This window comes from Ectobacillus panaciterrae DSM 19096 (genome assembly GCF_000430785.1).
Taxonomy (GTDB): domain Bacteria; phylum Bacillota; class Bacilli; order Bacillales; family Bacillaceae_G; genus Ectobacillus; species Ectobacillus panaciterrae.
Genome location: NZ_KE387246.1, coordinates 145,575 through 166,671, shown reverse-complemented (window position 1 = coordinate 166,671; position 21,097 = coordinate 145,575). Strand labels below are relative to the sequence as shown.

The following is a 21,097-nucleotide window of genomic DNA, read 5'->3' as shown; positions in this document are numbered from 1 at the left end:
CCGTGTCGCTCCAACTGTCATATTGCTTACTTAGAGAGACTATTCACAATCGTCGCAACTAAATTTTCTAATACACACCTTGACGATGTCTTTTTCGAGAACTTTCCAGAATACATCGACAGAGCCTATTCCTTCACGTCCTGGACGAGTTCCTCTATTTTGCAATCTTGGTGTACCTTCACATAAAACGGTAAATCCACAAACTTTGAACGGGTCTCCTTCATTTGCATCATCACGGTCAATGATACATTGAAATGGTCTTTCGTCACAAATGACTTTCGGACATTGGTTTCCTTGTTCATCCACCGCTGTGTACGTAATTCGTTTCGCTACCGTGCCGCAAACGATGACTTTTTCAGGGCAGACATCTTCCACAACAGGAGGCTGCGTGAAAAATACCTTAGTCGTAACGTCTGCCGAGGCCAATGCAGGCGGAACGAGCTGTGTTTTGAATTCAATAACAATTTGACAACATGTTCGGGGGTTGATGATTGGACAATTTCCTGTTGCAGAATGCCCAAAATGTCCAGAATGCCCACTACATTTACATCCCATAATAATCCCTCTCCTTTTCTGTATGATTAAATCATGCGGTACGACTTCATAAAATATCGATTCATGTTGCAAGTGAATCCCTAGTTTATAAGATTTATATAATATGGACATTGTCACCTACTAGTCATCTCTGAATATCGTACGAGATTCCCTAGCTCTCATTTACGTAATCGGTCACAAATCCCATTTACTTTAATCCTCCTTAGATATTGATACTATACTCTATGTCACCAGCACTCTTTTTGTATGGGTACACAAAGAGGTGTATTCCCCTTGATCCCGCTCATTTATTACACTGGCTTGAGATTGGGAAAAATCAGGAAACATTCCCTATCTCTTTGAATCTAGCCATGATTCAAGGGTTTTTTTATGAACAAGTATGAAGTCAAAAATATCCGTTACCAAGTGAAATAAAATCCCCATCAGTCGAATACCGATGGGGATTTCCGTCAATAGTTGGTTTATCTTACTTTTTTAACGCATATCTTAATAATATCTTTTTCTACAAACTTAAAGGCGATTGAATGGTCTGATCCGCCAAAATTCGCTTCATGCGCGAAAACCTCGCACAAAATATCCTGTTGGGTAATACGGAATCGATCCCCTTCTTTGATGCTATCCTGTTGAATAATACAGAATTTATCCTCTTCCTTTTCCTTGATGTCATCTTGTTCAATCAGACATTGAAATGGGATGTCGTCTTTAATTATATGGTTCGGACACTCCTTACCATCTATTATTGCCGTATAGGTTATGGTCTTATGAAGCACGCCGCAAATGACAACCGTTTCCGGACATACCTTTTCAATTTTAGCCTCTACAGTTTTAGTGGCTCTGGCAGTCCCCCTTTTTGCAGGAGGCACCAGTTGCGTCTTATGTTCCACTATAATTCTACAGCATAGTTCTTTCCGGGGAGGACGGGGTGAAAACGCGCAAATACAATCACAACTTAATTTCTTAATAATTCCATCACAATCTTTCCCTGTAATACAGCCATCCTCAGGATCGAATTTTATAAAAGTCAGGATTGTTGTTCTAGGGGTTCCTCTTAATAAAAAATCTATCTCAGTTCCTGGTTTTAATTTACATAATTGATTACAGAGGCCATTCATTTCGAGCACCTCCTTTACTTAGATGTTAATACTATATACTTATATGCCATTGGCATTGTTGTTGTATGGGCATACAAACAGGCGGATAAGCCTTGATATAACTAAGTGGGTCTGTCAATCATTTCTGTAATTGTGTTGACGGCTAGTGATGTTTTTTGATCTTATTGTTTGTATGTTTTAGGGTATGTTGAGGAGTCTCGATGAGCTACTACTAATGATAAACTTTAATAGACAAAAAAGAGGCACTAATAATAGTAGCTTAATCAAATAGAAATGAATATATTAAATAGAATTTAAAATTTAACGCAATTACTAGAGATTCATCGATTTTGAGCCGATGAATCTCTTATTATGAAAGGATGATAAAATGGAACAAAATCAGAATCACGAAAATAAATTAGGGCAAGCCCATGCGGCAAAGATGAACGTAAACAAAGGAAAATCGTGCGAAATCGGACCTTTAAATGCACAGAAGCGTCGTGAAGAGGCATTTCAAGTCCGTCTCAAAGCAGCGCGTTTCCAAAAGAACCTTCCTCTCCCGAACCATCCATGTAACGGAGACGAAAATTTGTTTTGTAATAAGATCGGGAATTTTTCTAAGGGATTGCCGCATAATTGCCTCGGTGAGGTTGACCTCTGTGCTTATAAAGCATTGATTCAGGCACTGAAGACTGGCAATCCGAACGATTTTGAATCCATACCTCTTGGCGGTGTTGTCAAACTTGCCAATCCCCAAGCCGCCTATGCATATGATCTGACAGGACCTGATAGCCATCATCTGGGCGTGACTGTGCCGCCAGCCTTCAGCAGTGCTTGGGAGGCTGGCGAGATGGCTGAACTTTACTGGCAGGCATTGACTCGCGATGTGCCTTTCTCAGAATATGAAACCAATCCGCTTATCCTAGCGGCTGCTTCTGAGTTATCAGGATTTTCGGATTTTCGCGGCCCGAAGGTCAATGGGGCCGTTGCCGCGGGTACCTTGTTCCGCGGAGATACGCCCGGTGATCTCATAGGGCCTTATATCTCCCAGTTCCTGTGGAAGGACATCCCCTACGGAGCTACAACAATTGTCCAGCAATATCGTACTACGGCGGTTGGCACCGACTATATGACCTCTTATAAGGAATGGTTGGACATCCAAAATGGTTCATCTCCGAATGCCCCATTATTCGACCCCACACTCCGTTATATCCGCAGTGGCCGTGATTTGACTGCATTTGTTCATCAGGATTTCACCTACCAAGGCTGTCTTTCTGCTTGTTTGATTTTGCTTAGTTTTGGGAAGAGCGCACTCAATCCGGACAACCCCTACCTGAATTCAAAAACCCAGGGCGGTTTCATCACTTTCGGCGCCCCGCATATTTTGGATTTGGTGGCTAAGACAGCACAGGCCGCACTAGAGGCCGCTTGGTTCCAAAAGTTTCTCGTTCATCGCAGACTCCGGCCTGAAGAGTTCGGGGGCCGTGTTCACAACCGTTTGACAGGCGGCGCCAACTACCCGATTCACTCAGAACTGCTCAATTCACAGGCGGTTTCTGAAGTCTTCAGCAAGTTTGACACTTATTTGCTTCCTATGGCCTATCCGGAAGGCTGTCCCACTCATCCCGCTTATCCTGCTGGCCATGCCTGCATTGCAGGAGCCGGGGTCACTGTACTGAAGGCGTTCTTTAATGAATCGTTTGTTATCCCTAATCCGGTCGTAGCCAATTCTGATGGTCGCTCGTTGCTTTCTTACTCGGGGTCACCTTTGACGATAGGCGGGGAATTGAACAAGCTTGCCGCCAATATCGCTATTGGCCGCGACACGGCCGGGGTCCACTGGCGCTCCGACGGGATCGAGGGTCTAAAGCTAGGCGAAGCAGTCGCAATCGGGATCCTTCAGGATTACAAGGCGGCCTTCAATGAAAATTTTAGCGGTTTCTCCTTTACTAAGTTTGATGGGACTACTGTAACGATCTGATAGAATGACAGCAATACGGAGTCCTTCAATTTACCTGCTATAAGGGTATGGTTTTATAACCATATCCTTATTAGCGTAGCAAGGTTTTCAGTGAAAACATCCATAACATGTAAATAAAAAAGCAACTAGCTGCATGCAGCCAGTTGCTTTTTATAGTTACCCTAAAATATGATATCCAGAATCCACATGCAAATTCTCGCCAGTAATGCCGCGTGACATATCACTGAACAAGAACATCGCCGCATCCCCAACCTCTTCCTGCGTCACATTGCGGCGAAGCGGAGCCCTCTCTTCAATATCTTTTAAAATACTGTTAAAGTCGCCTATACCCTTCGCAGACAATGTACGAATCGGACCTGCTGAGACAGAGTTTACGCGAATATTGTGCTGACCTAAGTCATTCGCCAAGTATCTCACGCTTGCTTCTAATGCCGCTTTCGCTACACCCATAAGGTTATAGTTCTTCACTACGCGCTCTCCGCCAAGGTATGTCAGTGTCACGATGCTGCCGCCTTCTGTCATCAATTCCTTCGCAGCCTTCGCTACAGCCGTTAAGGAGAATGCGCTGATGTCTAAAGAAAGAGCAAATCCGTCACGGGATGTGTCTACAAATTCGCCTTTAAGATCTTCTTTGTTTGCGAATGCGATACAATGTGCCACACCATGGATTGTGCCGACTTCTTCTTTGATTGCCGCAAAGCATTTTGCGATGTCTTCGTCGCTTGTTACGTCGCATGGCAAGATTAAAGATTGTTGCCCCTCTAATGTTTCAGATAATTCACGTACGTTTCTCTCCAGACGCTCTCCTGCGTATGTAAAGATTAAGTTCGCGCCTGCGTCATGCAGGGAGCGTGCGATGCCCCAGGCGATGCTTCGCTGGTTGGCTACGCCCATTACAACGATGTTTTTTCCTTTTACGTTGAGAAGATTCATGATTATATCCTCCTATTATATATATAAGTAGTTATTAGTACCTGATACTATAAATAGTGTATCATATTTTTTTTCTGATGGAAACGAGAAAAGAAAATATGTATGAAGTGTTTTTCGCCATCATCACTTCATTTCCCTTCTATCTGCCAAATGACGATTTTATCTTTCATTTTGTTGGATACTAGGAATACAATAGCTTATATACTTTAACTGAGAGTAAAAGGGTTTGCAAACCCTCAAAAATTCGTTAAGATAGTAATAATGTCTTTTACATGATGCGACACTAATAGAAAGGATTGAACCATGGATAAAGAAAAAAATTCGCAATTTCAAATAGATTACGCATTATTGTTCATATTGTTTGTTATCGCTGCAGTGAGCTGCTTTGCGATTGCAGCGGCACAGTCACATCCGTCGTTTCCGGGGAACTTGAAGTCCATCAATTTCGTTGCCCAGCAAATTAAATGGTACGTGATCGGACTTGTTGCTATCGCGGGCATTATGGTGATCGACTTTGACCGTTACAAGCAGATTTCATGGTATTTGTACACTTTTGCGATGGTTCTGCTTCTTGGTCTTGAACTAAAGATACCGGGTGCGCAGACGATTAAAGGTGCTACTGCTTGGTACAGCTTGCCGGGAATCGGAAACTTCCAGCCATCTGAATTCATGAAGCTGTTCATGATTCTTGTTTTGAGCCGGATCGTTGTGAACCATAATGAAAAATATTCGTTTCGTTCTCCGCGTGAGGATGCGATTTTGCTTGGGAAAATTTTTGCCGCAAGCTTGCCTCCTCTTCTTCTGATTGCGAAAGAACCGGATCTTGGGAATACGATGGTTATGACGTCTATTATCGCCTCCATTATTCTCGTTTCCGGTATTCGCTGGCGTTTCGTTCTCGGTTTGACAGGCTTTGCGACAATAACGGCATCGATTCTTGTATACATTTATTTCGCGCATACAGCATTTTTTAAAGCGCATATTCTAAGAGAGTATCAGCTGGACCGCTTCTATGGCTGGCTGGCACCTTATGAATACCAAACACAGGGCTATCAGCTGAGACAAGCTATTTTGGCTTCCGGGTCGGGAGAGCTTTACGGGAAAGGATATGGGAACGGAGCGGTGTACTTTCCTGAACCGCATACAGACTTTATCTTCACAAATGTTGCGGAGCAATTCGGCTTTTTGGGAGGAAGTATAATCGTTTCTCTCTTCTTCCTGCTGATTTACCGTATGATTCACATCGCGCTCGAAAGCAATGACCCATTCGGAAGCTATATCTGCGCGGGCACAATTGGAATGTTCACCTTCCAGGTGTTCCAAAACATTGGCATGACGCTCGGGCTTCTGCCGATTACCGGGATTACGCTCCCGTTCATGAGCTACGGGGGAAGCTCCTTGCTGACGTATATGATTGCAATTGGATTCATCTTAAATGTGCGCTCCCGCACGAAGAAATATATGTTTGATTAAAAAAAGCTCCTATCCTTTTTGCAGGATGGGAGCTTTTTCTGTAAAATAATAGAAAATACATAAGCAGGTGAAATGATGCAATATGATGTAATCGGAGATATTCATGGATGCTTTGAGGAATTTACGGCGCTTACTAAGCAATTGGGCTATGAATGGGATGATGGTGTTCCTGTTCATCCGAATGGCAGAAAGCTGGCATTTGTAGGAGATTTAACAGATAGAGGCCCCGCTTCTTTGCAAACGGCAGAACTCGTTTGGGAGCTTGTCGTACACCGGAAGGAAGCCTATTATTCACCAGGAAATCACTGCAATAAGCTGTACCGCTTTTTTCTGGGGCGTAAAGTACAAGTTACGCATGGACTGGAGACAACTGCCGCAGAGTACGAGACGCTGCCCCCTAAAAAGCAAAAAGACATCCGCCGCAAGTTCATGGAACTGTACGAAAGCTCGCCGCTCTATCACCTTCTCGATGACGGCAAGCTCGTTGTTTGTCATGCGGGAATTCGGCAGGATTATATTGGACGCTCTGATAAAAAAGTGGAAACATTCGTATTGTACGGCGATATTTCAGGCGAAACACATCCTGACGGTTCACCTGTGCGCCGTGACTGGGCAAAACGCTACACCGGAAATGCTTGGATTGTTTACGGTCATACGCCTGTAAAAGAGCCTCGGTTCGTAAACAATACTGTCAACATTGATACGGGATGTGTATTTGGCGGAAAATTGACGGCGCTTCGTTATCCGGAGATGGAGACGGTATCTGTTCCTTCTTCCATGCCGCTTGTGCCGGAGAAATTCCGGCCTCTTGACTAAGAAAAGCGGAACCGGCTCGTTCAGGCGCAGAACCAGAGGTTCTTCGCCCTAAAAGGCGCTTTTTGCCTTTTTGTGGCGGAGGTTCTCTGGTGGCAGCGCCTAGCCGGTGGAGCTAGACACCACCGAAAAGCGGAACCGGCTCGTTCAGGCGCAGAACCAGAGGTTCTTCGCCCTAAAAGGCGCTTTTTGCCTTTTTGTGGCGGAGATTCTCTGGTTCTTCGCCTAGCCGGTGGAGCCGGACATACTCCCATATACTTTCTTGCCTTTTGAAAAAGGAGCTTCCTATGGAAGCTCCTTTTTCAGTACTTCTTTCATATCGGAAGGCAATGCAGCCGTAAACATGAGTTCCCGCTCCAAAACAGGATGATAGAACCTTAGCGCTTTACTATGAAGAGCCTGTCTGTCCATTTGGCCGCGTTCCCCACCGTACAAATCATCGCCTAATAAAGGATGACCAAGATGCGCCATATGGACGCGGATTTGATGCGTTCTTCCTGTTTCAAGCTCCAGCTCCACCCTGCTTATATGCTGAAACCTTTCCAGCACACGAAAATGGGTGACAGCACGCTGACCATCTTCATGCACAGTGCGCTCAATGATGCTGTCTGCTTTTCTTGCGATCGGCGCATCGATTGTGCCATTGTGCTGTTCGACTATACCATGAACGAGCGCTTCGTACGTACGCCGGATTTTCTTTTCCTTTTGCTGTTCGGACAAAAGGTGGTGCATGAAACGGTTTTTCGCAATGAGCATTAGACCGGATGTATCGCGGTCCAGCCTTGTAACAACATGGACAGTGCTTTGCAGCAGCTGCTGATCGTAGTGATATAAGAGCGCATTGGCGACCGTTCCATGCGGATGCTCCCGCGACGGAATGGTTGACATGTACGGCTCTTTATTAAGAACAACTACATATTCATCTTCATATACAACGTCAAGCGGGATGTTCTCGCTCGGCATTCCTTCGCTTCGCTCTTCGGGAGGAAACACGATGCGCAGCGTTTCTCCCTTTTGCAATCTATGCCGGACATTTACTGTGCTTTCGTCTACTGTAATGCTTCCGCCTTTAAATTTAATATCGGTTAAGGCAGCCTTAGAAATTCCTTTTGTACGTAGGAACTCCCGTATGAGCATACCTTCTTCTTGAATGCTCCATGTTAATGTAAAGCTCAATCAGCATAACCCTTTCTACTTATCCGCCACAAACGAGTCGCGCACGCGGTTCCAGAACGGAAACGGACGGAAGCGGACAAAGCGAACTTTTTGATTTGCGACGCGGCATTGAATTGATTTTACATGCTCATGCACAACAGTCAAATGATCGATGGTGAGCTGCAAACCTGTATCGTTTACAGACCTCAGCACACATGTATGATGCTTTGGCAGAACGAGCGGAGAGCCCACCGTACGAAAGACGCGGTTATTAATGGACGCCATTTCCGCAACTTGAATTGCTTCAATAGATGGATGGATGATGGCGCCGCCGAGCGCTTTGTTGTAGGCGGTGCTTCCTGACGGCGTGGAAATGCATAGGCCGTCTCCTCTGAAGGTTTCAAAGTACTCGCCGCGAATTTCCACATCAATGACGAGCGTTCCGTTACTGCTTTTGATTGTCGCTTCATTCAATGCCAAGTATTGCGTTTCCCTGCTTCCGTCTAAGTAGCGGATGATGACTTCAAGAAGCGGGTATTCCACAACTTGAAACGGAGTTTTAGCTATTGCAATGACAAGCTTCTCTACTTCATTTGGAAGCCAATCGGCATAAAATCCAAGGTGTCCCGTATGCACGCCGACAAATGCAGTTTTGTCCAGCCGCTTGTAATAGCGGTGAAACGCATGCAGGAGCGTTCCGTCTCCGCCTACGGAAATGACGATATCCGGCTCTTCTTCATCACTTACAAATTCGAAATCAAGCAAATACTCCCGCATCGTATCCGCAAGCGAATTTGATGCCTGGTCTCCCTTTGACGTGATTGCAAACTTCATTTATATACACCCTTTAAGAATTATTCTGATTCTGTTTTACGCGAAAAAATCTTCTGCGCTTCTTGAATTTCAAAACGAATGGAGGACATTTCTTCGTCGAGACGAAATGCCGCTTCCGCTGCACGCTGCAGGCGCTCTCTAATATCCTTCGGGAAACGTCCGCTATATTTATAGTTCAAAGAATGCTCAATCGTCGCCCAAAAATTCATGGCCAGTGTGCGAATTTGAATTTCTACCAACACTTTCTTTTCTCCGTAGATTGTTTGAACAGGATAGCGGACTACGACGTGATAGGAGCGATAGCCGCTTTCTTTATTTTGCATGACGTAATCGCGCTCTTCTACGATTTCAAAATCATTTCGCTTGCGAAGCAGCTCTATAACCGGCTTGATATCGTCTACAAATTGACACATCATGCGCAAACCGGCAATATCCTGCATCTCTTCTTCAAGCTTGTTTAAAGGAATATTCCGCTTGGCCGCTTTATCGATGATGCTTGGCACCGATTTGACTCGTCCTGTAACAAACTCAATCGGCGAATGCTGCACCGCTCGTTCAAACTGCGCTCGCATCCCCTTTAGCTTTACCTTTAATTCCCCTACAGCCTGTTGATAAGGAGCCAAAAATTCTTCCCAGTTTCGATCCATTTCTAACCACCATCCATTATGCCAAAAAAATTGCTTCTACTTTGCTCACTAATTCCTCCCCATAGTTTGCATTTCCTTCTATATTAGAAATTAAATACTCCAATTCCTCTTGCAGCTGTTCAAGCTCAAGTTCTGTTTCATTCACTCTCACATATGCCTTTTTATGCTCATCAAGCATTTGCTTGCATGCAGGCCATACTGTATGCGGAATGCTTACATACATATAGTCTCCATCGCCTTCAAGGATATATAAGAACGCTAAGTTATCTGAATCAACAAGCATATGATGTCTCGGTTTTAACTCTTCTGTTTGCAAGTCTGTATGTTCCGCACAAAATACAAGAGCATGCTCTGTTTGTTCCGCGCTCTTGACGCTAATCTTCTTTTGCATATTTTAATTCCTCCAATAACGCCAGTCATAATCACTCTTATTGTAACACAACAGGCGGCAGAACAAATAAAACATTGAATCAAAATTCACAAAAAGGGATAATAAGTAACGGATACCATAGGAGGGAAACTGTGATGAAACAAGAAATTGAAATCGAATTTAAAAATATGGTGACAAAGAACGAATTCCAAACACTGTGCGAAGCGTTCTCCATTACAAGCTTTATAGAGCAAACGAACCATTACTTTGAAACAAAAAACTTCGCTCTAAAAGAAACCGGATCAGCGCTGCGCATCCGTTTTAAGAGCGGTTCCTATATATTGACGCTTAAGCAGCCGGCAGAAATCGGATTATTGGAGACACATCAGCGTTTGACGGAGCAAGAAGCAGAGCAGATGATGGAAACAGGCATTGTCGTTCCGGGATCAGTCGCAAACCAGCTACAGGCTCTGCATATCCCGCTGCAGCTTTCCTATTTCGGCAGTCTGACAACAAAACGCGCAGAAACGATGTATAAAGAAGGTCTTCTTATTTTTGACCATAGTTTCTACTTTAATCATGATGATTATGAGCTGGAGTACGAAGTAAAGGACGAAAGCAAAAAAACGGATTTTCTTTCCCTGCTAGGGGCATACAATATTCCTGTACGTCCGACACAAAATAAAGTACAGCGCTTTTTTCTTGCAAAACAAAACAATGCGCTCTAAACTAGCATAAGACTGGGGCATCCAACTTTTGGAGAACAACTTTCAAAACGGTTTATTTGCTCTATATAACGAACGGTTGCTACAATAAGTATACATTTACGGAAAAAGGAGTAGCCAAAGTATGAATCAAAATTCAATGACACCATATGAAGCAATCGGCGGCGAAGAAGGAATTGCAGCGCTTGTTGATACATTTTATTCGTACGTGAGTCAGCATCCAGATTTAGCTCCCATCTTTCCGAAGGATTTAACGGAAACGGCCCGCAAGCAAAAGCAATTTTTGACACAATATTTTGGAGGACCGGCGCTTTATACAGAAGAACATGGCCATCCGATGCTGCGTGCCCGCCATCTTCCGTTTGCAATTACACCAAAGCGAAAAAACGCTTGGCTTTCCTGTATGGAGCAAGCAATGGACGATACAGGCATAGACGGCCCCCTTCGCGAATTTATATGGGAGCGTTTACGATTAACAGCGGAGCATATGATGAATACCCCGGATGAAATGGGTGAGGAATAATGAATAAACTAGAAGACAAGATTATGCCGATTTCTTTCCAAAAATGCGTGCATAGACCAATTGAAGCTTATTTATTCATTGATCCGCTCTGCAGGGACTGCTGGGTCATTGACCCTTTAGTTACAAAGCTTTTGCTCGAATACGGCCATTACTTTACGCTTCGTCACGTACTGACCGGCAAGGTTGAATCATCGCACAAATGGAATAAACCTGCTAATATTCGATTTGTGTGGGAGAAGACAACAAGCCTTCACGGCTTTTCGTGTGACGGCAAAATTAATATGCATAAGTCCGACTCTTCACCGTATATATCTTCGCTCGCAATTAAAGCAGCAGAGCTGCAAGGCCGAAAAGCAGGTTCAAAGTTTTTGCGAAAGCTGCAGGAAGCTATTTTTCTGTCTAATGTTCATAAACCGGACAGCGAAACGTTGCTTTCATGTGCTGAAAAGAGCGGTATAGATGTGAAGGAGTTTATGGATGATTTACATGCAGCAGGCGCACGAAAAGCATTTCAATGCGATTTAAAATTTACAAACGAAATGCATATAACAGAAATTCCATCCCTTGTCTTCTTTCATACGAACTCTGATGAAGAAGGCATTAAGATAGCCGGCATTTACTCTTATGATGTGTATGTACAAGTATTAAGAGAAATTGTAAACGAAGAGCTTGTGCCAAAATCGCTTCCTTCTATAGAAGAGCTTCTTCATGAATACGAATTTCTTTCAACGAGAGAAGTGGCGACTATTTACGGCATGTCACACGCAGAAGCTGAACGTGAGTTAAAAAAGCTTGTTTTAAAGCGAAAGGTGAGGCAACTTCCGACGGAACGAGAAATGTATTGGAAATTCACAAAAGAAAACGACCTGGTGTAAACACCAGGTCGTTTTCTTTTACGGCTTATAAAAATTTAAAGGGGATGGGAGAAATTTCACGTTCAAACAAAGGGGTATATGTTTGTTTGTGAATTCGTTCACAGTTATTATATTACAAGATTCGACGTTAGATGACAACAACTTTATTTTCTATTTCACAAAAATGTCACATTCTAAACGCTTTCATTTTTGAATACATTATAACAGGACTTTTTAAAGGAGTGAAAGTGCTTTGAAAACAAAAATCTTTATTAGTATAGCAATTATTGGTATTGCCTTTGTTCTCTACTTATTATCTTTATTGGAAGTTTTCCCGCTTCTTCTGTCTGTTCCTCTTCTATTCGGCGCTGTTTTTTTATCCGTTTCCTTTGTTAATGGCCGAAATCGTTTTAAAGGTTTTTAAGCATGAAAAAGACGCCCAAGGCGTCTTTTTTAAACGTAAGAAAGTATGAAATTCCGGAGTATGCTCCTGATCGAGCCGGTTCCGCTTTTCTTGATGTCCAGCTCCACCGGCTAGGCGCTGCCACCAGAGAACCTCACCCTCACAAAAGCAAAAAGCGCTTTTGAGGGGCGAGAACCTCTGGTTCTGCGCCTGATCGAGCCGGTTCCGCTTTTCTTATTTCTCAAACAAAAGCTGCTCCAATTCGTTCAGCTTTTCTTCAAACACTTGCAATGCTTCCTTCACAGGCGCAGGGGATGTCATGTCTACTCCTGCCTTTTTCAATACTTCAATCGGATAATCAGAGCTGCCTGCTTTCAAAAAGTTATTGATATAGCGTTCTACAGCCGGCTGCCCCTCTTCAAGAATTTGCTTGGACAGCGCCGTTGCAGCACTGAAGCCCGTTGCATATTGATATACATAATAGTTGTAATAGAAATGCGGAATACGGGACCATTCTAAGCCGATTTCCTCATCAATGACAAGAGCTTCGCCGAAATACTTTTTGTTTAAGTCATAGTAAAGGCTTGTAAATAAATCAGACGTTAACGCATGTCCTTCCTGTGCCTTCATATGAATTAAGTGCTCAAATTCCGCAAACATTGTTTGACGGAACACAGTGCCGCGGAAGCCTTCTAAATAATGATTCAGCAAGTATAAACGCTTTTTCTTGTCTTCTGTAGTTCTCAGCAAATAATCATTCAAAAGCGCCTCGTTGCACGTAGAAGCAACCTCTGCGACAAAGATGGAATAATCGCCGTACACATACGGTTGGTTTTTGCGCGTATAGTAGCTGTGTACGGAATGGCCGAACTCATGCGCTAATGTAAACAAGTTGTTTACGTTATCATGCCAGTTCATCAAAACGTATGGATTTGTTCCATAAGCTCCTGAAGAATAGGCGCCGCTTCGCTTGCCTTTGTTCTCATACACGTCTACCCAACCATTTTCATACGCTTCTTTTAAAATATCGACATACTCATCGCCAAGGACAGCAAGCGATTTTAAAAGAATATCTTGCGCTTCTTTATAAGAAACCTCCATCTTAACTTCCTTTACAAGCGGCGTGTACAAGTCGTACATATGCAGCTCATCTACCCCTAAAGCGCGCTTGCGGATATCGATATAGCGATGAAGCAAATGCAAATGATCACGCACAGTGTTCACAAGCTGATCGTATACGCTCTCCGGAATATTGTTGTTGCTTAGCGCTGCTTGACGTGCGGAATCGTATTTTCTCACACGCGCATAGAAATTGTTTCTCTTAACAGCGCCGCTCAATGTGCTGGCAAGCGTATTTTTGTATTTACCGTATGTTTCATACACCGCTTTAAATGCATCGTGACGAACGCGGCCATCTTCGCTTTCCAAAAATTGAATGTAACGGCCATGCGTAATTTCTACTTCATCGCCATTTTCATCTGTAATCTCAGGAAACTTCAAATCAGCATTGTTCAGCATGCCAAACGTATTGCTTGATGTACGCAATGCATCAGAAGCTTGCGCAAGAATCGCTTCCTCGTTTTCAGACAGCACATGCGGACGCTGACTATTGATTTCCTCCAGCGAGTGCTCATACAGCTTTAAATCAGCATTTTCTTGCAAGAAAGATTTTAATGTTTCTTCCGGAATAGATAAAATCTCCGGCACAATGTATGCCATTATGCTGGATGACTCTGTATATAAGTTTGTTGCACGGTCGTTCAGTGCCTGATAAAAGGAGTTCGTTGTATCCTGATCATATCGCATATGCGCATATGTATAAAGCTTTCCGAGACGAAGCGATACTTCATCTTGATACTGAAACAGTGCAAGCAAATCCCCTGCGGAGTTTCCAAGCTTTCCTTTAAATTCACCGAGCTTCGGAAGCATGCCCTTAATTGCAGTAAATTCCTTTTCCCATTCCTCATCTGATGCAAATATGTCTTCTAACCGCCACATATAGGCTTTATCTAATTCATCGCGTGCCGGCAACTTTTTTACTGTTTTTTGTTCCGTCATAACACGAGCCTCCTTTTTTCCATTTCCTAATTTACAATTCGATTTCTCCTGCTGTATTCCTGCTTTTCCTTTCCGTCGCTTATATTATATCCGTTTTTCATGTTCTAATGTTGCATGCGGTCCAAACAGCCGAAGGGCATAACCTATCATTTCCTCATCCATTCGATATGCCTCTTCTTCGTGCTGCGGAATAAGTGGTTCTCTCTTTTTGCGATACTTAAATGTGTCTACATGTTCAATATAGCCGGTAAAACAAAGAAAATGAAGATATTCAAGAAGTGCCTTTTTCGGCATGGAAGAGGATAAGTACGGGAGAGACCGGATCTTCACCTTTCCTTTTCGCACTAAACGGGTGTACATGTAGTGAGAAGAAAAGAAATCTCCGACACGGAGCTTTCCGATTTCCTCTATTAAGATGAAACTTTGCCATAGAAGCGCCGGTGTTTGGATGGAGAGAAGTGAGGGCAGCGGAATGAGAGATTCAGGAGGAAAACAAGAAAGAGGAATTCTTTTTTCATACAAATAAGCAAGAAAGGGATGATAATAAGGATGCATGACATATAGGCCGTTTCGGCGCCATGCCTTTTTCTTGTTGTTCCATTCCCGCTGAAGCTGTGAAAGAGTTACATGAGAAGGAGCTAACACACTTGATAAATTAGAAGAGCGAAGCGGATGAGGAACCATGTGAGAAAAAGCGGCAGCAGAAGAAAAAGGAATGAGCGAAGAGCATTGAAAGAAAGAGGATGCTTCAGGACAAAAATACAACAGATATGTTCCCGGCTGTACACATAACGTATGAAAGGCAGATAACCGAAGCCAATGTGCGCCTTGGCGTTTAAACTGATTGCCGCCAAGAATCCATAAAACCCGAATGCCTTCCTTCCAATAAGAACAGGTTCGTTTCATAAACACATCAGCTGATATCGTTGAGCATTGATATTCAATGGCCAGCTGTGTTTCGTCGGCTGTAATGAATAGATCGGGACGCTGTGCAATGGAAGGAAAATACCGCTCTACTTTCACGTCAAACCCTTGCTTATGAAGCCACTGATATAACAGTTCTTTCCCTTTCAAATGATAGGGAGATTCTCGCTCAAACTCCAACAAACAAGTATGCGCGCGCTTATGTGCAAAATGAGGCTGCTTGTGTTCGCCGATTTTCAGCTGCACCTCCTGTTTGCAAACCGGACAAAAAAACTGTTCCTCCCTGCGCAGCGATAACAGCCTCTCCTTATTTCGAATGTGCAGCAAGTTATATCGCTTTTCTTTATCATTGATCGCGACAAACAATGTTACCACGCTCCTTTCCTCGTTTACTTTCGACAGAAAACGAGAATCTCCTACCTTATATACAAAGAAAAACAGCGCCTAGCCGGCGGAGTTAGACAATAAGAAAAACGGCGCCGGCTCCTCAATTTATAAACTCTTACAAGTAAAGCCTGCAGTCAGCAGGCTTTACAATAACGGCGACAACAGGCGATAAGTAGATTCGACAATGCGCATGACAAGCCGTCTGTTTTTAAATCTCTCCATATGAATTTCTTCAGATACAGTGATATCCTCTTCAAAGTCTTTTACGAGCTTTTGAATGCTCGGCGTATCGTACAAGAAAGCATTCACTTCAAAATTCAGATGAAAGCTGCGCATATCCATATTCGCTGTTCCGATAGAGGCTAAAGTCGAATCGACAATGACAATTTTACTGTGCAAAAAGCCTTGCTTATACTCATATACTTTTACCCCAGCTTCAAGCAATTCCGGAAAGTAAGAGCGCGATGCATAAAAGACAGTGCGCTTATCCGGTTTGCTCGGCGTAAGCAGCCGAACATCTATGCCTGCCAGCGCAGCAACCCTTAAAGCAGATAAAATGTCATCATCCGGAATGAAGTACGGCGTTGCAATCCAAATCGATTTGCGCGCGGATGCAATCATAGTAAAATACAAATCCTTAATCGTTTCCCATTTGTTATCCGGTCCGCCTGCTATGAGCTGAACGCCGCCAAGATTTTCCTCTGTACGCTCTGCGCTCATAAACATTGTATCCAGTACTGCTTCCCCTGTCATATAAAACCAATCTTGCAGAAATATAAGCTGTAAGCTTTGTACTGCTTCTCCTCTTAAATATAAGTGCGTATCGCGCCAAAAGCCAAAGTACTCGTCTTTCCCTAAATATTCATCGCCAATGTTCAGTCCCCCGATAAATCCTTCATTTCCGTCTACGACGATGATTTTTCGATGATTGCGGTAATTGATTTTATCACTTAATATCGGAAACCGAACCGGAAAAAACGGAAAAATTTCCACACCGGCGTTCTTTAAATCCTGTATATACTCTTTTGAAAGGCGGAAGCTGCCGACCGCATCGTACAAAAAGCGTACTTTAACTCCCTCTTGCGCCTTTTCCATCAAAATGTCTTTAATCTCTGTGCCAATTTTATCATGACGTACAATATAATATTCCATATGTATATGACGCTTCGCTTTTTGCAGCACTTCTTTAATGGAAGAAAAGGTTTCCTCTCCATTTGTAAGAACTTTTGTTTCTGTATGAAATGAAATATTCAGGGTACCTAGACGATCTGCCAAGCGAAACAGCAAGCCCTGGTGCTCATTCTCCTCCAAATATTCCCTCTTTTGCTTCGCGTTTTCTTTATATTGCAGAAATGCCTGCTCATCTAGAAGCGCTTTCTTTTGAAACAAACGTTTTCTGCGGAAATTTTGACCGAACAATAAGTAAGCAAAAAAACCGATTACCGGAAAAATCCCTAATACGATCAGCCATGTCAGCGTTTTCGCTGGCTGCCTGTTTTCAAGGAAAATGACAAAGCCGATTAGGAAAGCGGATAGTGTGAATAATACGCTGAACACACCAAAAAACGTAATTCCTTTAATTTCCGTAAACTCAGAATAAAAGGCAACATCCTTAAATATACGCAGCGCGAGAAATACGCTAAATAATATAATAAGAAATAATCCCAGCTTTAATGTGTTTTTCAAACCCTGTCCTCCCTTCCATCCTCTTTCTATTATGCCACAGAAAAGCGGAGCCTTCGAGGCGCAGAGCCTGAGGTTCTCCGCCCTAAAAAGCGCTTTTTGCTTTTTTGTGGCGGAGGTTCTTAGGTGGCAGCGCCTAGCCGGCGGAGCTAGACATACCTAAATTTCACAATTTCAATACAAAAAAAACCGATTTCATCATAAAGAAATCGGTTTATGCTAGAGGAGGAAAATTATTGCGAATTGTTTCTAATGCTTGCTCTGCAATAATCTGCTTCCCATACTCCTGTACACGATAAACTGTCATAGCAGACTCTTCTCCGTATTCCAGTACAATGCTAAGTATACTATCTATATCTTCTTCTTCATGTAACGTTTCATCAAATTCTACATATAAATAGTATCGTTTATCAAATACATACAGTTCATTTTTAATATCTTCCAATTGCAGGCGGTGACTTAACGAGATAACATCCTCTAAATCTGCAAACTTCACAAGAAACCCTAAGATGCCGTCTTTGCTTAAGTACGTAAAGTCTTCTTGCTCTAATTGCTGCTCAAACAAGGATTCAAGACTTTCATCAAGCGGAATGTCGATGATTTTATCCAGAAGCGGAAGCTCGAGCTTCTGGCCGTCTTTTGAAAGCTGCGCTCTTGTTACAATTACTTCAATACCTTTATCAAGTGCCTGCACTTGGATCCAAAGCGGGCCGTCTACAAAGAAATCATCATGATCCCGCGCTTCATCCATCATCTCCCAAAACAGCTGCTCGCTCCGCTCGCGATTATACCAAATTTCATCACGGTTAAAGCCGCGTTCCTCGATATCGACGTATGATATATAAAACTTAACAGTATTCTCATTAATTCTTTCAATTTCCACTTAAGATCTCTCCCTTCTTTCTTATGCTTGTTCTATGAAGGGAAACCCCCTAGAATGTATTTGCATTATCATATCATGTTTACAGAAAATCACCTAAAAATCTTGTACTCTCATTTTATGATAAGACCGCGCATAATGGAAATAAAATTACTGCTTTTTTTGAAAAACAGTCATTTACCTATTCTCCTCTGTTCGACAAACTTAGAAAGTTTACCATTCTTGACACAGTGGACAGATTCCCTTATAGTGATTAAAGTACTTAGACAGAAAGCAAAACACCATCAGCAGAACGGGTTTATCGCAGATGTCAGTTGTTTCAATCAGGCTCTTAACTCCGGTTCTTACTCCTAAAAAAGAAGAGTTTGTGGACAAGTAGAGCGGAATTTATTTCGGTAAACGGGGGAAAATTATGGATTTAGATTTCCTGATGTCGGTGTTAATCATTATTGGGATAGACATTGTTTTAGGCGGAGATAACGCCATTGTAATTGCCTTGGCAAGCCGAAATTTGCCGGAAAAACAGCGTAATAAAGCAATTTTTCTTGGAACCGGCTTAGCAATTGTCATTCGTATTTTATTAACAATTGTAGCTGTTTACCTATTGCAAATTCCATTTTTACAGCTGGTCGGAGGTATTCTTCTTCTATTTATTGCCTACAACCTTCTTGCAGATGAAGGAGATGACCTATCAAATATTAAAGCCAGCACTACATTGATGGCTGCCGTACGTACCATTGTATTTGCTGATATTGTAATGGGATTTGATAACGTACTAGCGATTGCAGGCGCAGCAGAAGGTCATATCATTCTTGTTGTTCTCGGTTTGTTAGTATCTGTTCCGATTATCATCTGGGGAAGCAAGCTCATTTTGACTTTTATGGAGAGGTATCCTTCTTTAGTATATGTAGGTGCGGGCATCTTAGCGTATACAGCCGGAAAAATGATTCTGCATGAACATCGATTAGCAAACTTCTTTGCACAATATCCTTATTTAGATTTTGCATTGCCAATTATAACGGTAATTGCCGTTTTATCAGCTGGATATATTATGAATCAAATTAAGATGAAAAAAGCTCATAATTAAAGTTCAGGGCTGTACCGCTATGGTACAGCCCTTCTGTCTCATTCATTTTTATATAGTAAGAAACGCAGCACGGGTGAAATCTATGCTGTGTTCTTTGTTAGATGGGCATAGAGTGCCTGCCGAATATGTAACGGTCAAATCCTTTAAGACGGCGTCTGTATTACTAAACATATATTGTATACTGTGAGCATCATGAGTTTCAAACGAAGGAAAGTAATTGGTAGCATTACCGCGAAATTTTATCATTTCTTATGTTTACAAAAAAAAGCTCCTGAATCAGGAACTTTTTACACAAGGAAGGCCGATTAGTTAACCAGTTTTTGCGCCTCGCGCAACTGGAACGTTCTTACCGTACGCGGTAAGAAGCGGCGAATTTCATCTTCGTTATAGCCTACTTGCAAACGTTTCTCATCAATGATAATCGGACGGCGAAGAATGCCTGGATAATCATGGATCAGTTTATATAAATCTTGAAGCGGTAATGATTCTAGGTTAATGTCTAATTCTTGGAAAATCTTAGAACGAGTAGAGATAATTTCGTCTGTTCCGCTCTCAGTCATACGAAGAATTTCTTTAATTTCATTAATTGTTAACGGTTCAGAGAAAATATTTCTCTCTGTATAAGGAATGTGATTTTCCTCCAACCAAAGCTTTGCCTTTCTACAAGACGTGCAACTTGGTGAACTATATAATGTTACCATTATTTACTCACTCCTCTTTTGACGAGTATTGAACTACGCACTTACCTAAATGAAATCTAAGTAAAACCTAAGTGAAATTCGTTTTCAGTTTACAATTACTTTAAATAAGTAGCTTAATACTCATTATACAATAAGACAAGCAAGAAATATATATTAATTTCTTTAAAAAAACGAAAAAAAGGTTATACAAAATATATACAAAACGTAAGATATTTGCAAATTTTGTAATAAATTGTCGTTTGTAATTTTAAAAATAAGCTGAGAAAAACCGGGCAAAAACCGCCTAATCCTTTTTAGATGGGCATAGTGCTCCTGCCAAGTATAGTAGCGGTCAAATCCTTCAAGACGCCCTCCTTGTGTCTCTAAGCATATAGGCTTGTTCTTTTGTTTGTTGTGTACTGCAAGCATCATACGTTTCAAAATAGGGAGTATAATAAAATAATTTCACATTTTTGTTTTGCAAGATAAACAATTTTGAATGCTCTTCTTTTCTTCTCACAGCATTTCCAATACAATAGAAGAAAGGGGATTTTTTAACGAGGGGGAACAAAAATGGGGGCATACTTTTTGGATTTAGCGATTGTAGCCATCCTTGTCATTGGCATTACCGCTACGGTCGGCGTCATTACAAACGGAATCGGCGAGAAGATTTTCGGCGGGAAACGAAAAAGCGAGTTTATTGATCAAAGCGCTAAAACACAAACCGGCTGGAATGCTGTCGGTGGAAAAGGAATTTATAAAAAGCGGACATACTAATGTACAATATTTGTATAAACAGGGCATTTGCCCTGTTTTTTTATTTCTCTTATACAAAACTTGCATCTCATACAAAAGCTCATTCACCGTTTCTGTCTGTTATAGATGAATTGCTGGAACCCTATAGAACGTTTAATTCTTCGGTACAAAATAAATGCAATAAGGAATACTGGATACACATATTGCGGAACAGAATGCACATCACTCACTCCCCTATAAAAGGTAAATAGCAGAAATACATGTAAATTATATCTCAAAGTTCGA

Annotated in this window: 21 protein-coding genes; 9 read left to right on the top strand and 12 right to left on the bottom strand. The window is 42.2% G+C overall.

Features of this window, described 5'->3' with window-relative positions; all coding sequences use genetic code 11:
* Positions 1 to 39 precede the first annotated feature (39 nt).
* Positions 40 to 555 (bottom strand): hypothetical protein, encoded by a 516-nt coding sequence (locus H540_RS30725; RefSeq protein WP_051317248.1) that lies wholly within the window; start codon positions 553 to 555, stop codon positions 40 to 42.
* Positions 556 to 1,016: 461 nt separating this feature from the next.
* Complete coding sequence (locus H540_RS30720) at positions 1,017 to 1,667, bottom strand: hypothetical protein (protein ID WP_051317247.1); 651 nt, start codon at positions 1,665 to 1,667, stop codon at positions 1,017 to 1,019.
* Between the two features lie 421 nt (positions 1,668 to 2,088).
* Here H540_RS30720 and H540_RS0123260 point away from each other — a divergent pair, with 421 nt between their 5' ends.
* Positions 2,089 to 3,627: a vanadium-dependent haloperoxidase gene (locus H540_RS0123260; protein ID WP_034671820.1), complete on the top strand. Its 1,539-nt coding sequence runs from the start codon at positions 2,089 to 2,091 to the stop codon at positions 3,625 to 3,627.
* 156 nt (positions 3,628 to 3,783) lie between these two features.
* Here the strand turns inward: H540_RS0123260 and fabI are convergent, their stop codons facing one another.
* Positions 3,784 to 4,560: an enoyl-ACP reductase FabI gene (gene fabI / locus H540_RS0123255; RefSeq protein WP_028402598.1), complete on the bottom strand. Its 777-nt coding sequence runs from the start codon at positions 4,558 to 4,560 to the stop codon at positions 3,784 to 3,786.
* Between the two features lie 303 nt (positions 4,561 to 4,863).
* On the opposite strand from fabI, the gene H540_RS0123250 reads away from it, so the two are divergent.
* Both H540_RS0123250 and prpE read left to right on the top strand, forming a co-directional pair.
* Positions 4,864 to 6,033 carry an FtsW/RodA/SpoVE family cell cycle protein gene (locus H540_RS0123250; RefSeq protein WP_034671783.1) on the top strand — a complete coding sequence of 390 codons (1,170 nt, stop codon included), beginning with the start codon at positions 4,864 to 4,866 and terminating at the stop codon, positions 6,031 to 6,033.
* Between the two features lie 75 nt (positions 6,034 to 6,108).
* Positions 6,109 to 6,849, top strand: a complete 741-nt coding sequence (prpE, locus tag H540_RS0123245) for a bis(5'-nucleosyl)-tetraphosphatase PrpE (protein ID WP_028402596.1) — start codon at positions 6,109 to 6,111, stop codon at positions 6,847 to 6,849.
* Positions 6,850 to 7,131: 282 nt separating this feature from the next.
* Here prpE and H540_RS0123240 read toward each other — a convergent pair whose 3' ends face one another.
* From H540_RS0123240 to H540_RS0123225, 4 genes are read right to left on the bottom strand one after another with little or no spacing between them, the layout of a single operon-like run.
* On the bottom strand, positions 7,132 to 7,983 hold the full coding sequence (locus tag H540_RS0123240; RefSeq protein WP_051317260.1) for an RluA family pseudouridine synthase: 852 nt from the start codon (positions 7,981 to 7,983) through the stop codon (positions 7,132 to 7,134).
* 54 nt (positions 7,984 to 8,037) lie between these two features.
* The gene (locus H540_RS0123235) at positions 8,038 to 8,835 is read right to left on the bottom strand and encodes an NAD kinase (protein WP_028402594.1); all 798 of its coding nucleotides are present in this window, start codon (positions 8,833 to 8,835) and stop codon (positions 8,038 to 8,040) included.
* Positions 8,836 to 8,855: 20 nt separating this feature from the next.
* Complete coding sequence (yjbM, locus tag H540_RS0123230) at positions 8,856 to 9,482, bottom strand: GTP diphosphokinase (RefSeq protein WP_028402593.1); 627 nt, start codon at positions 9,480 to 9,482, stop codon at positions 8,856 to 8,858.
* 16 nt (positions 9,483 to 9,498) lie between these two features.
* Positions 9,499 to 9,873, bottom strand: a complete 375-nt coding sequence (locus tag H540_RS0123225; RefSeq protein WP_028402592.1) for a UPF0738 family protein — start codon at positions 9,871 to 9,873, stop codon at positions 9,499 to 9,501.
* Positions 9,874 to 10,007: 134 nt separating this feature from the next.
* Here H540_RS0123225 and H540_RS0123220 point away from each other — a divergent pair, with 134 nt between their 5' ends.
* From H540_RS0123220 to H540_RS34140, 4 genes are all read left to right on the top strand, one after another.
* A complete protein-coding gene (locus tag H540_RS0123220) occupies positions 10,008 to 10,580 on the top strand; it encodes a CYTH domain-containing protein (protein ID WP_028402591.1) in 573 nt (190 codons plus the stop codon).
* A gap of 121 nt (positions 10,581 to 10,701) precedes the next feature.
* Positions 10,702 to 11,100 carry a globin domain-containing protein gene (locus H540_RS0123215; RefSeq protein WP_028402590.1) on the top strand — a complete coding sequence of 133 codons (399 nt, stop codon included), beginning with the start codon at positions 10,702 to 10,704 and terminating at the stop codon, positions 11,098 to 11,100.
* Positions 11,100 to 11,975 (top strand): ClpXP adapter SpxH family protein, encoded by an 876-nt coding sequence (locus H540_RS0123210; RefSeq protein WP_028402589.1) that lies wholly within the window; start codon positions 11,100 to 11,102, stop codon positions 11,973 to 11,975. The genes H540_RS0123215 and H540_RS0123210 overlap by 1 nt, the downstream gene beginning before the upstream one ends.
* 232 nt (positions 11,976 to 12,207) lie before the next feature.
* Positions 12,208 to 12,378 carry a hypothetical protein gene (locus tag H540_RS34140; RefSeq protein ID WP_169729587.1) on the top strand — a complete coding sequence of 57 codons (171 nt, stop codon included), beginning with the start codon at positions 12,208 to 12,210 and terminating at the stop codon, positions 12,376 to 12,378.
* 213 nt (positions 12,379 to 12,591) lie between these two features.
* On the opposite strand, the gene pepF is transcribed toward H540_RS34140, so the two are convergent.
* The 4 genes from pepF to mecA all read right to left on the bottom strand — a co-directional run bounded on the left by pepF (position 12,592) and on the right by mecA (position 18,292).
* Positions 12,592 to 14,415: an oligoendopeptidase F gene (pepF, locus tag H540_RS0123200; RefSeq protein WP_028402588.1), complete on the bottom strand. Its 1,824-nt coding sequence runs from the start codon at positions 14,413 to 14,415 to the stop codon at positions 12,592 to 12,594.
* A gap of 84 nt (positions 14,416 to 14,499) precedes the next feature.
* The gene (locus H540_RS30715; RefSeq protein ID WP_162144553.1) at positions 14,500 to 15,714 is read right to left on the bottom strand and encodes a competence protein CoiA; all 1,215 of its coding nucleotides are present in this window, start codon (positions 15,712 to 15,714) and stop codon (positions 14,500 to 14,502) included.
* A gap of 156 nt (positions 15,715 to 15,870) precedes the next feature.
* Positions 15,871 to 17,412: a cardiolipin synthase gene (gene cls, locus H540_RS0123190; RefSeq protein WP_028402587.1), complete on the bottom strand. Its 1,542-nt coding sequence runs from the start codon at positions 17,410 to 17,412 to the stop codon at positions 15,871 to 15,873.
* Positions 17,413 to 17,623: 211 nt separating this feature from the next.
* Positions 17,624 to 18,292 carry an adaptor protein MecA gene (gene mecA / locus H540_RS0123185; RefSeq protein ID WP_028402586.1) on the bottom strand — a complete coding sequence of 223 codons (669 nt, stop codon included), beginning with the start codon at positions 18,290 to 18,292 and terminating at the stop codon, positions 17,624 to 17,626.
* A 409-nt stretch (positions 18,293 to 18,701) separates the two neighbouring features.
* Here mecA and H540_RS0123180 point away from each other — a divergent pair, with 409 nt between their 5' ends.
* Positions 18,702 to 19,376 (top strand): TerC family protein, encoded by a 675-nt coding sequence (locus tag H540_RS0123180; RefSeq protein ID WP_028402585.1) that lies wholly within the window; start codon positions 18,702 to 18,704, stop codon positions 19,374 to 19,376.
* A gap of 305 nt (positions 19,377 to 19,681) precedes the next feature.
* Here H540_RS0123180 and spxA read toward each other — a convergent pair whose 3' ends face one another.
* Positions 19,682 to 20,077 carry a transcriptional regulator SpxA gene (gene spxA, locus H540_RS0123175; RefSeq protein ID WP_028402584.1) on the bottom strand — a complete coding sequence of 132 codons (396 nt, stop codon included), beginning with the start codon at positions 20,075 to 20,077 and terminating at the stop codon, positions 19,682 to 19,684.
* Between the two features lie 552 nt (positions 20,078 to 20,629).
* Here spxA and H540_RS0123170 point away from each other — a divergent pair.
* Positions 20,630 to 20,833, top strand: a complete 204-nt coding sequence (locus tag H540_RS0123170) for a hypothetical protein (protein ID WP_028402583.1) — start codon at positions 20,630 to 20,632, stop codon at positions 20,831 to 20,833.
* Positions 20,834 to 21,097 lie beyond the last annotated feature (264 nt).

Bases quoted from the DNA above. Each gene is read 5' to 3' on its own strand.
- H540_RS0123260 (WP_034671820.1), top strand. From the start codon at position 2,089: ATGAACGTAAACAAAGGAAAATCGTGCGAAATCGGACCTTTAAATGCA.
- H540_RS0123225 (WP_028402592.1), bottom strand. From the start codon at position 9,873: ATGCAAAAGAAGATTAGCGTCAAGAGCGCGGAACAAACAGAGCATGCT.
- H540_RS30720 (WP_051317247.1), bottom strand. From the start codon at position 1,667: ATGAATGGCCTCTGTAATCAATTATGTAAATTAAAACCAGGAACTGAG.
- pepF (WP_028402588.1), bottom strand. From the start codon at position 14,415: ATGACGGAACAAAAAACAGTAAAAAAGTTGCCGGCACGCGATGAATTA.
- fabI (WP_028402598.1), bottom strand. From the start codon at position 4,560: ATGAATCTTCTCAACGTAAAAGGAAAAAACATCGTTGTAATGGGCGTA.
- H540_RS0123240 (WP_051317260.1), bottom strand. From the start codon at position 7,983: ATGCTCATACGGGAGTTCCTACGTACAAAAGGAATTTCTAAGGCTGCC.
- yjbM (WP_028402593.1), bottom strand. From the start codon at position 9,482: ATGGATCGAAACTGGGAAGAATTTTTGGCTCCTTATCAACAGGCTGTA.
- H540_RS0123170 (WP_028402583.1), top strand. From the start codon at position 20,630: ATGGGGGCATACTTTTTGGATTTAGCGATTGTAGCCATCCTTGTCATT.
- H540_RS30725 (WP_051317248.1), bottom strand. From the start codon at position 555: ATGGGATGTAAATGTAGTGGGCATTCTGGACATTTTGGGCATTCTGCA.
- H540_RS0123250 (WP_034671783.1), top strand. From the start codon at position 4,864: ATGGATAAAGAAAAAAATTCGCAATTTCAAATAGATTACGCATTATTG.
- H540_RS0123235 (WP_028402594.1), bottom strand. From the start codon at position 8,835: ATGAAGTTTGCAATCACGTCAAAGGGAGACCAGGCATCAAATTCGCTT.
- prpE (WP_028402596.1), top strand. From the start codon at position 6,109: ATGCAATATGATGTAATCGGAGATATTCATGGATGCTTTGAGGAATTT.
- H540_RS0123215 (WP_028402590.1), top strand. From the start codon at position 10,702: ATGAATCAAAATTCAATGACACCATATGAAGCAATCGGCGGCGAAGAA.
- spxA (WP_028402584.1), bottom strand. From the start codon at position 20,077: ATGGTAACATTATATAGTTCACCAAGTTGCACGTCTTGTAGAAAGGCA.
- H540_RS0123180 (WP_028402585.1), top strand. From the start codon at position 18,702: ATGGATTTAGATTTCCTGATGTCGGTGTTAATCATTATTGGGATAGAC.
- H540_RS0123220 (WP_028402591.1), top strand. From the start codon at position 10,008: ATGAAACAAGAAATTGAAATCGAATTTAAAAATATGGTGACAAAGAAC.
- H540_RS0123210 (WP_028402589.1), top strand. From the start codon at position 11,100: ATGAATAAACTAGAAGACAAGATTATGCCGATTTCTTTCCAAAAATGC.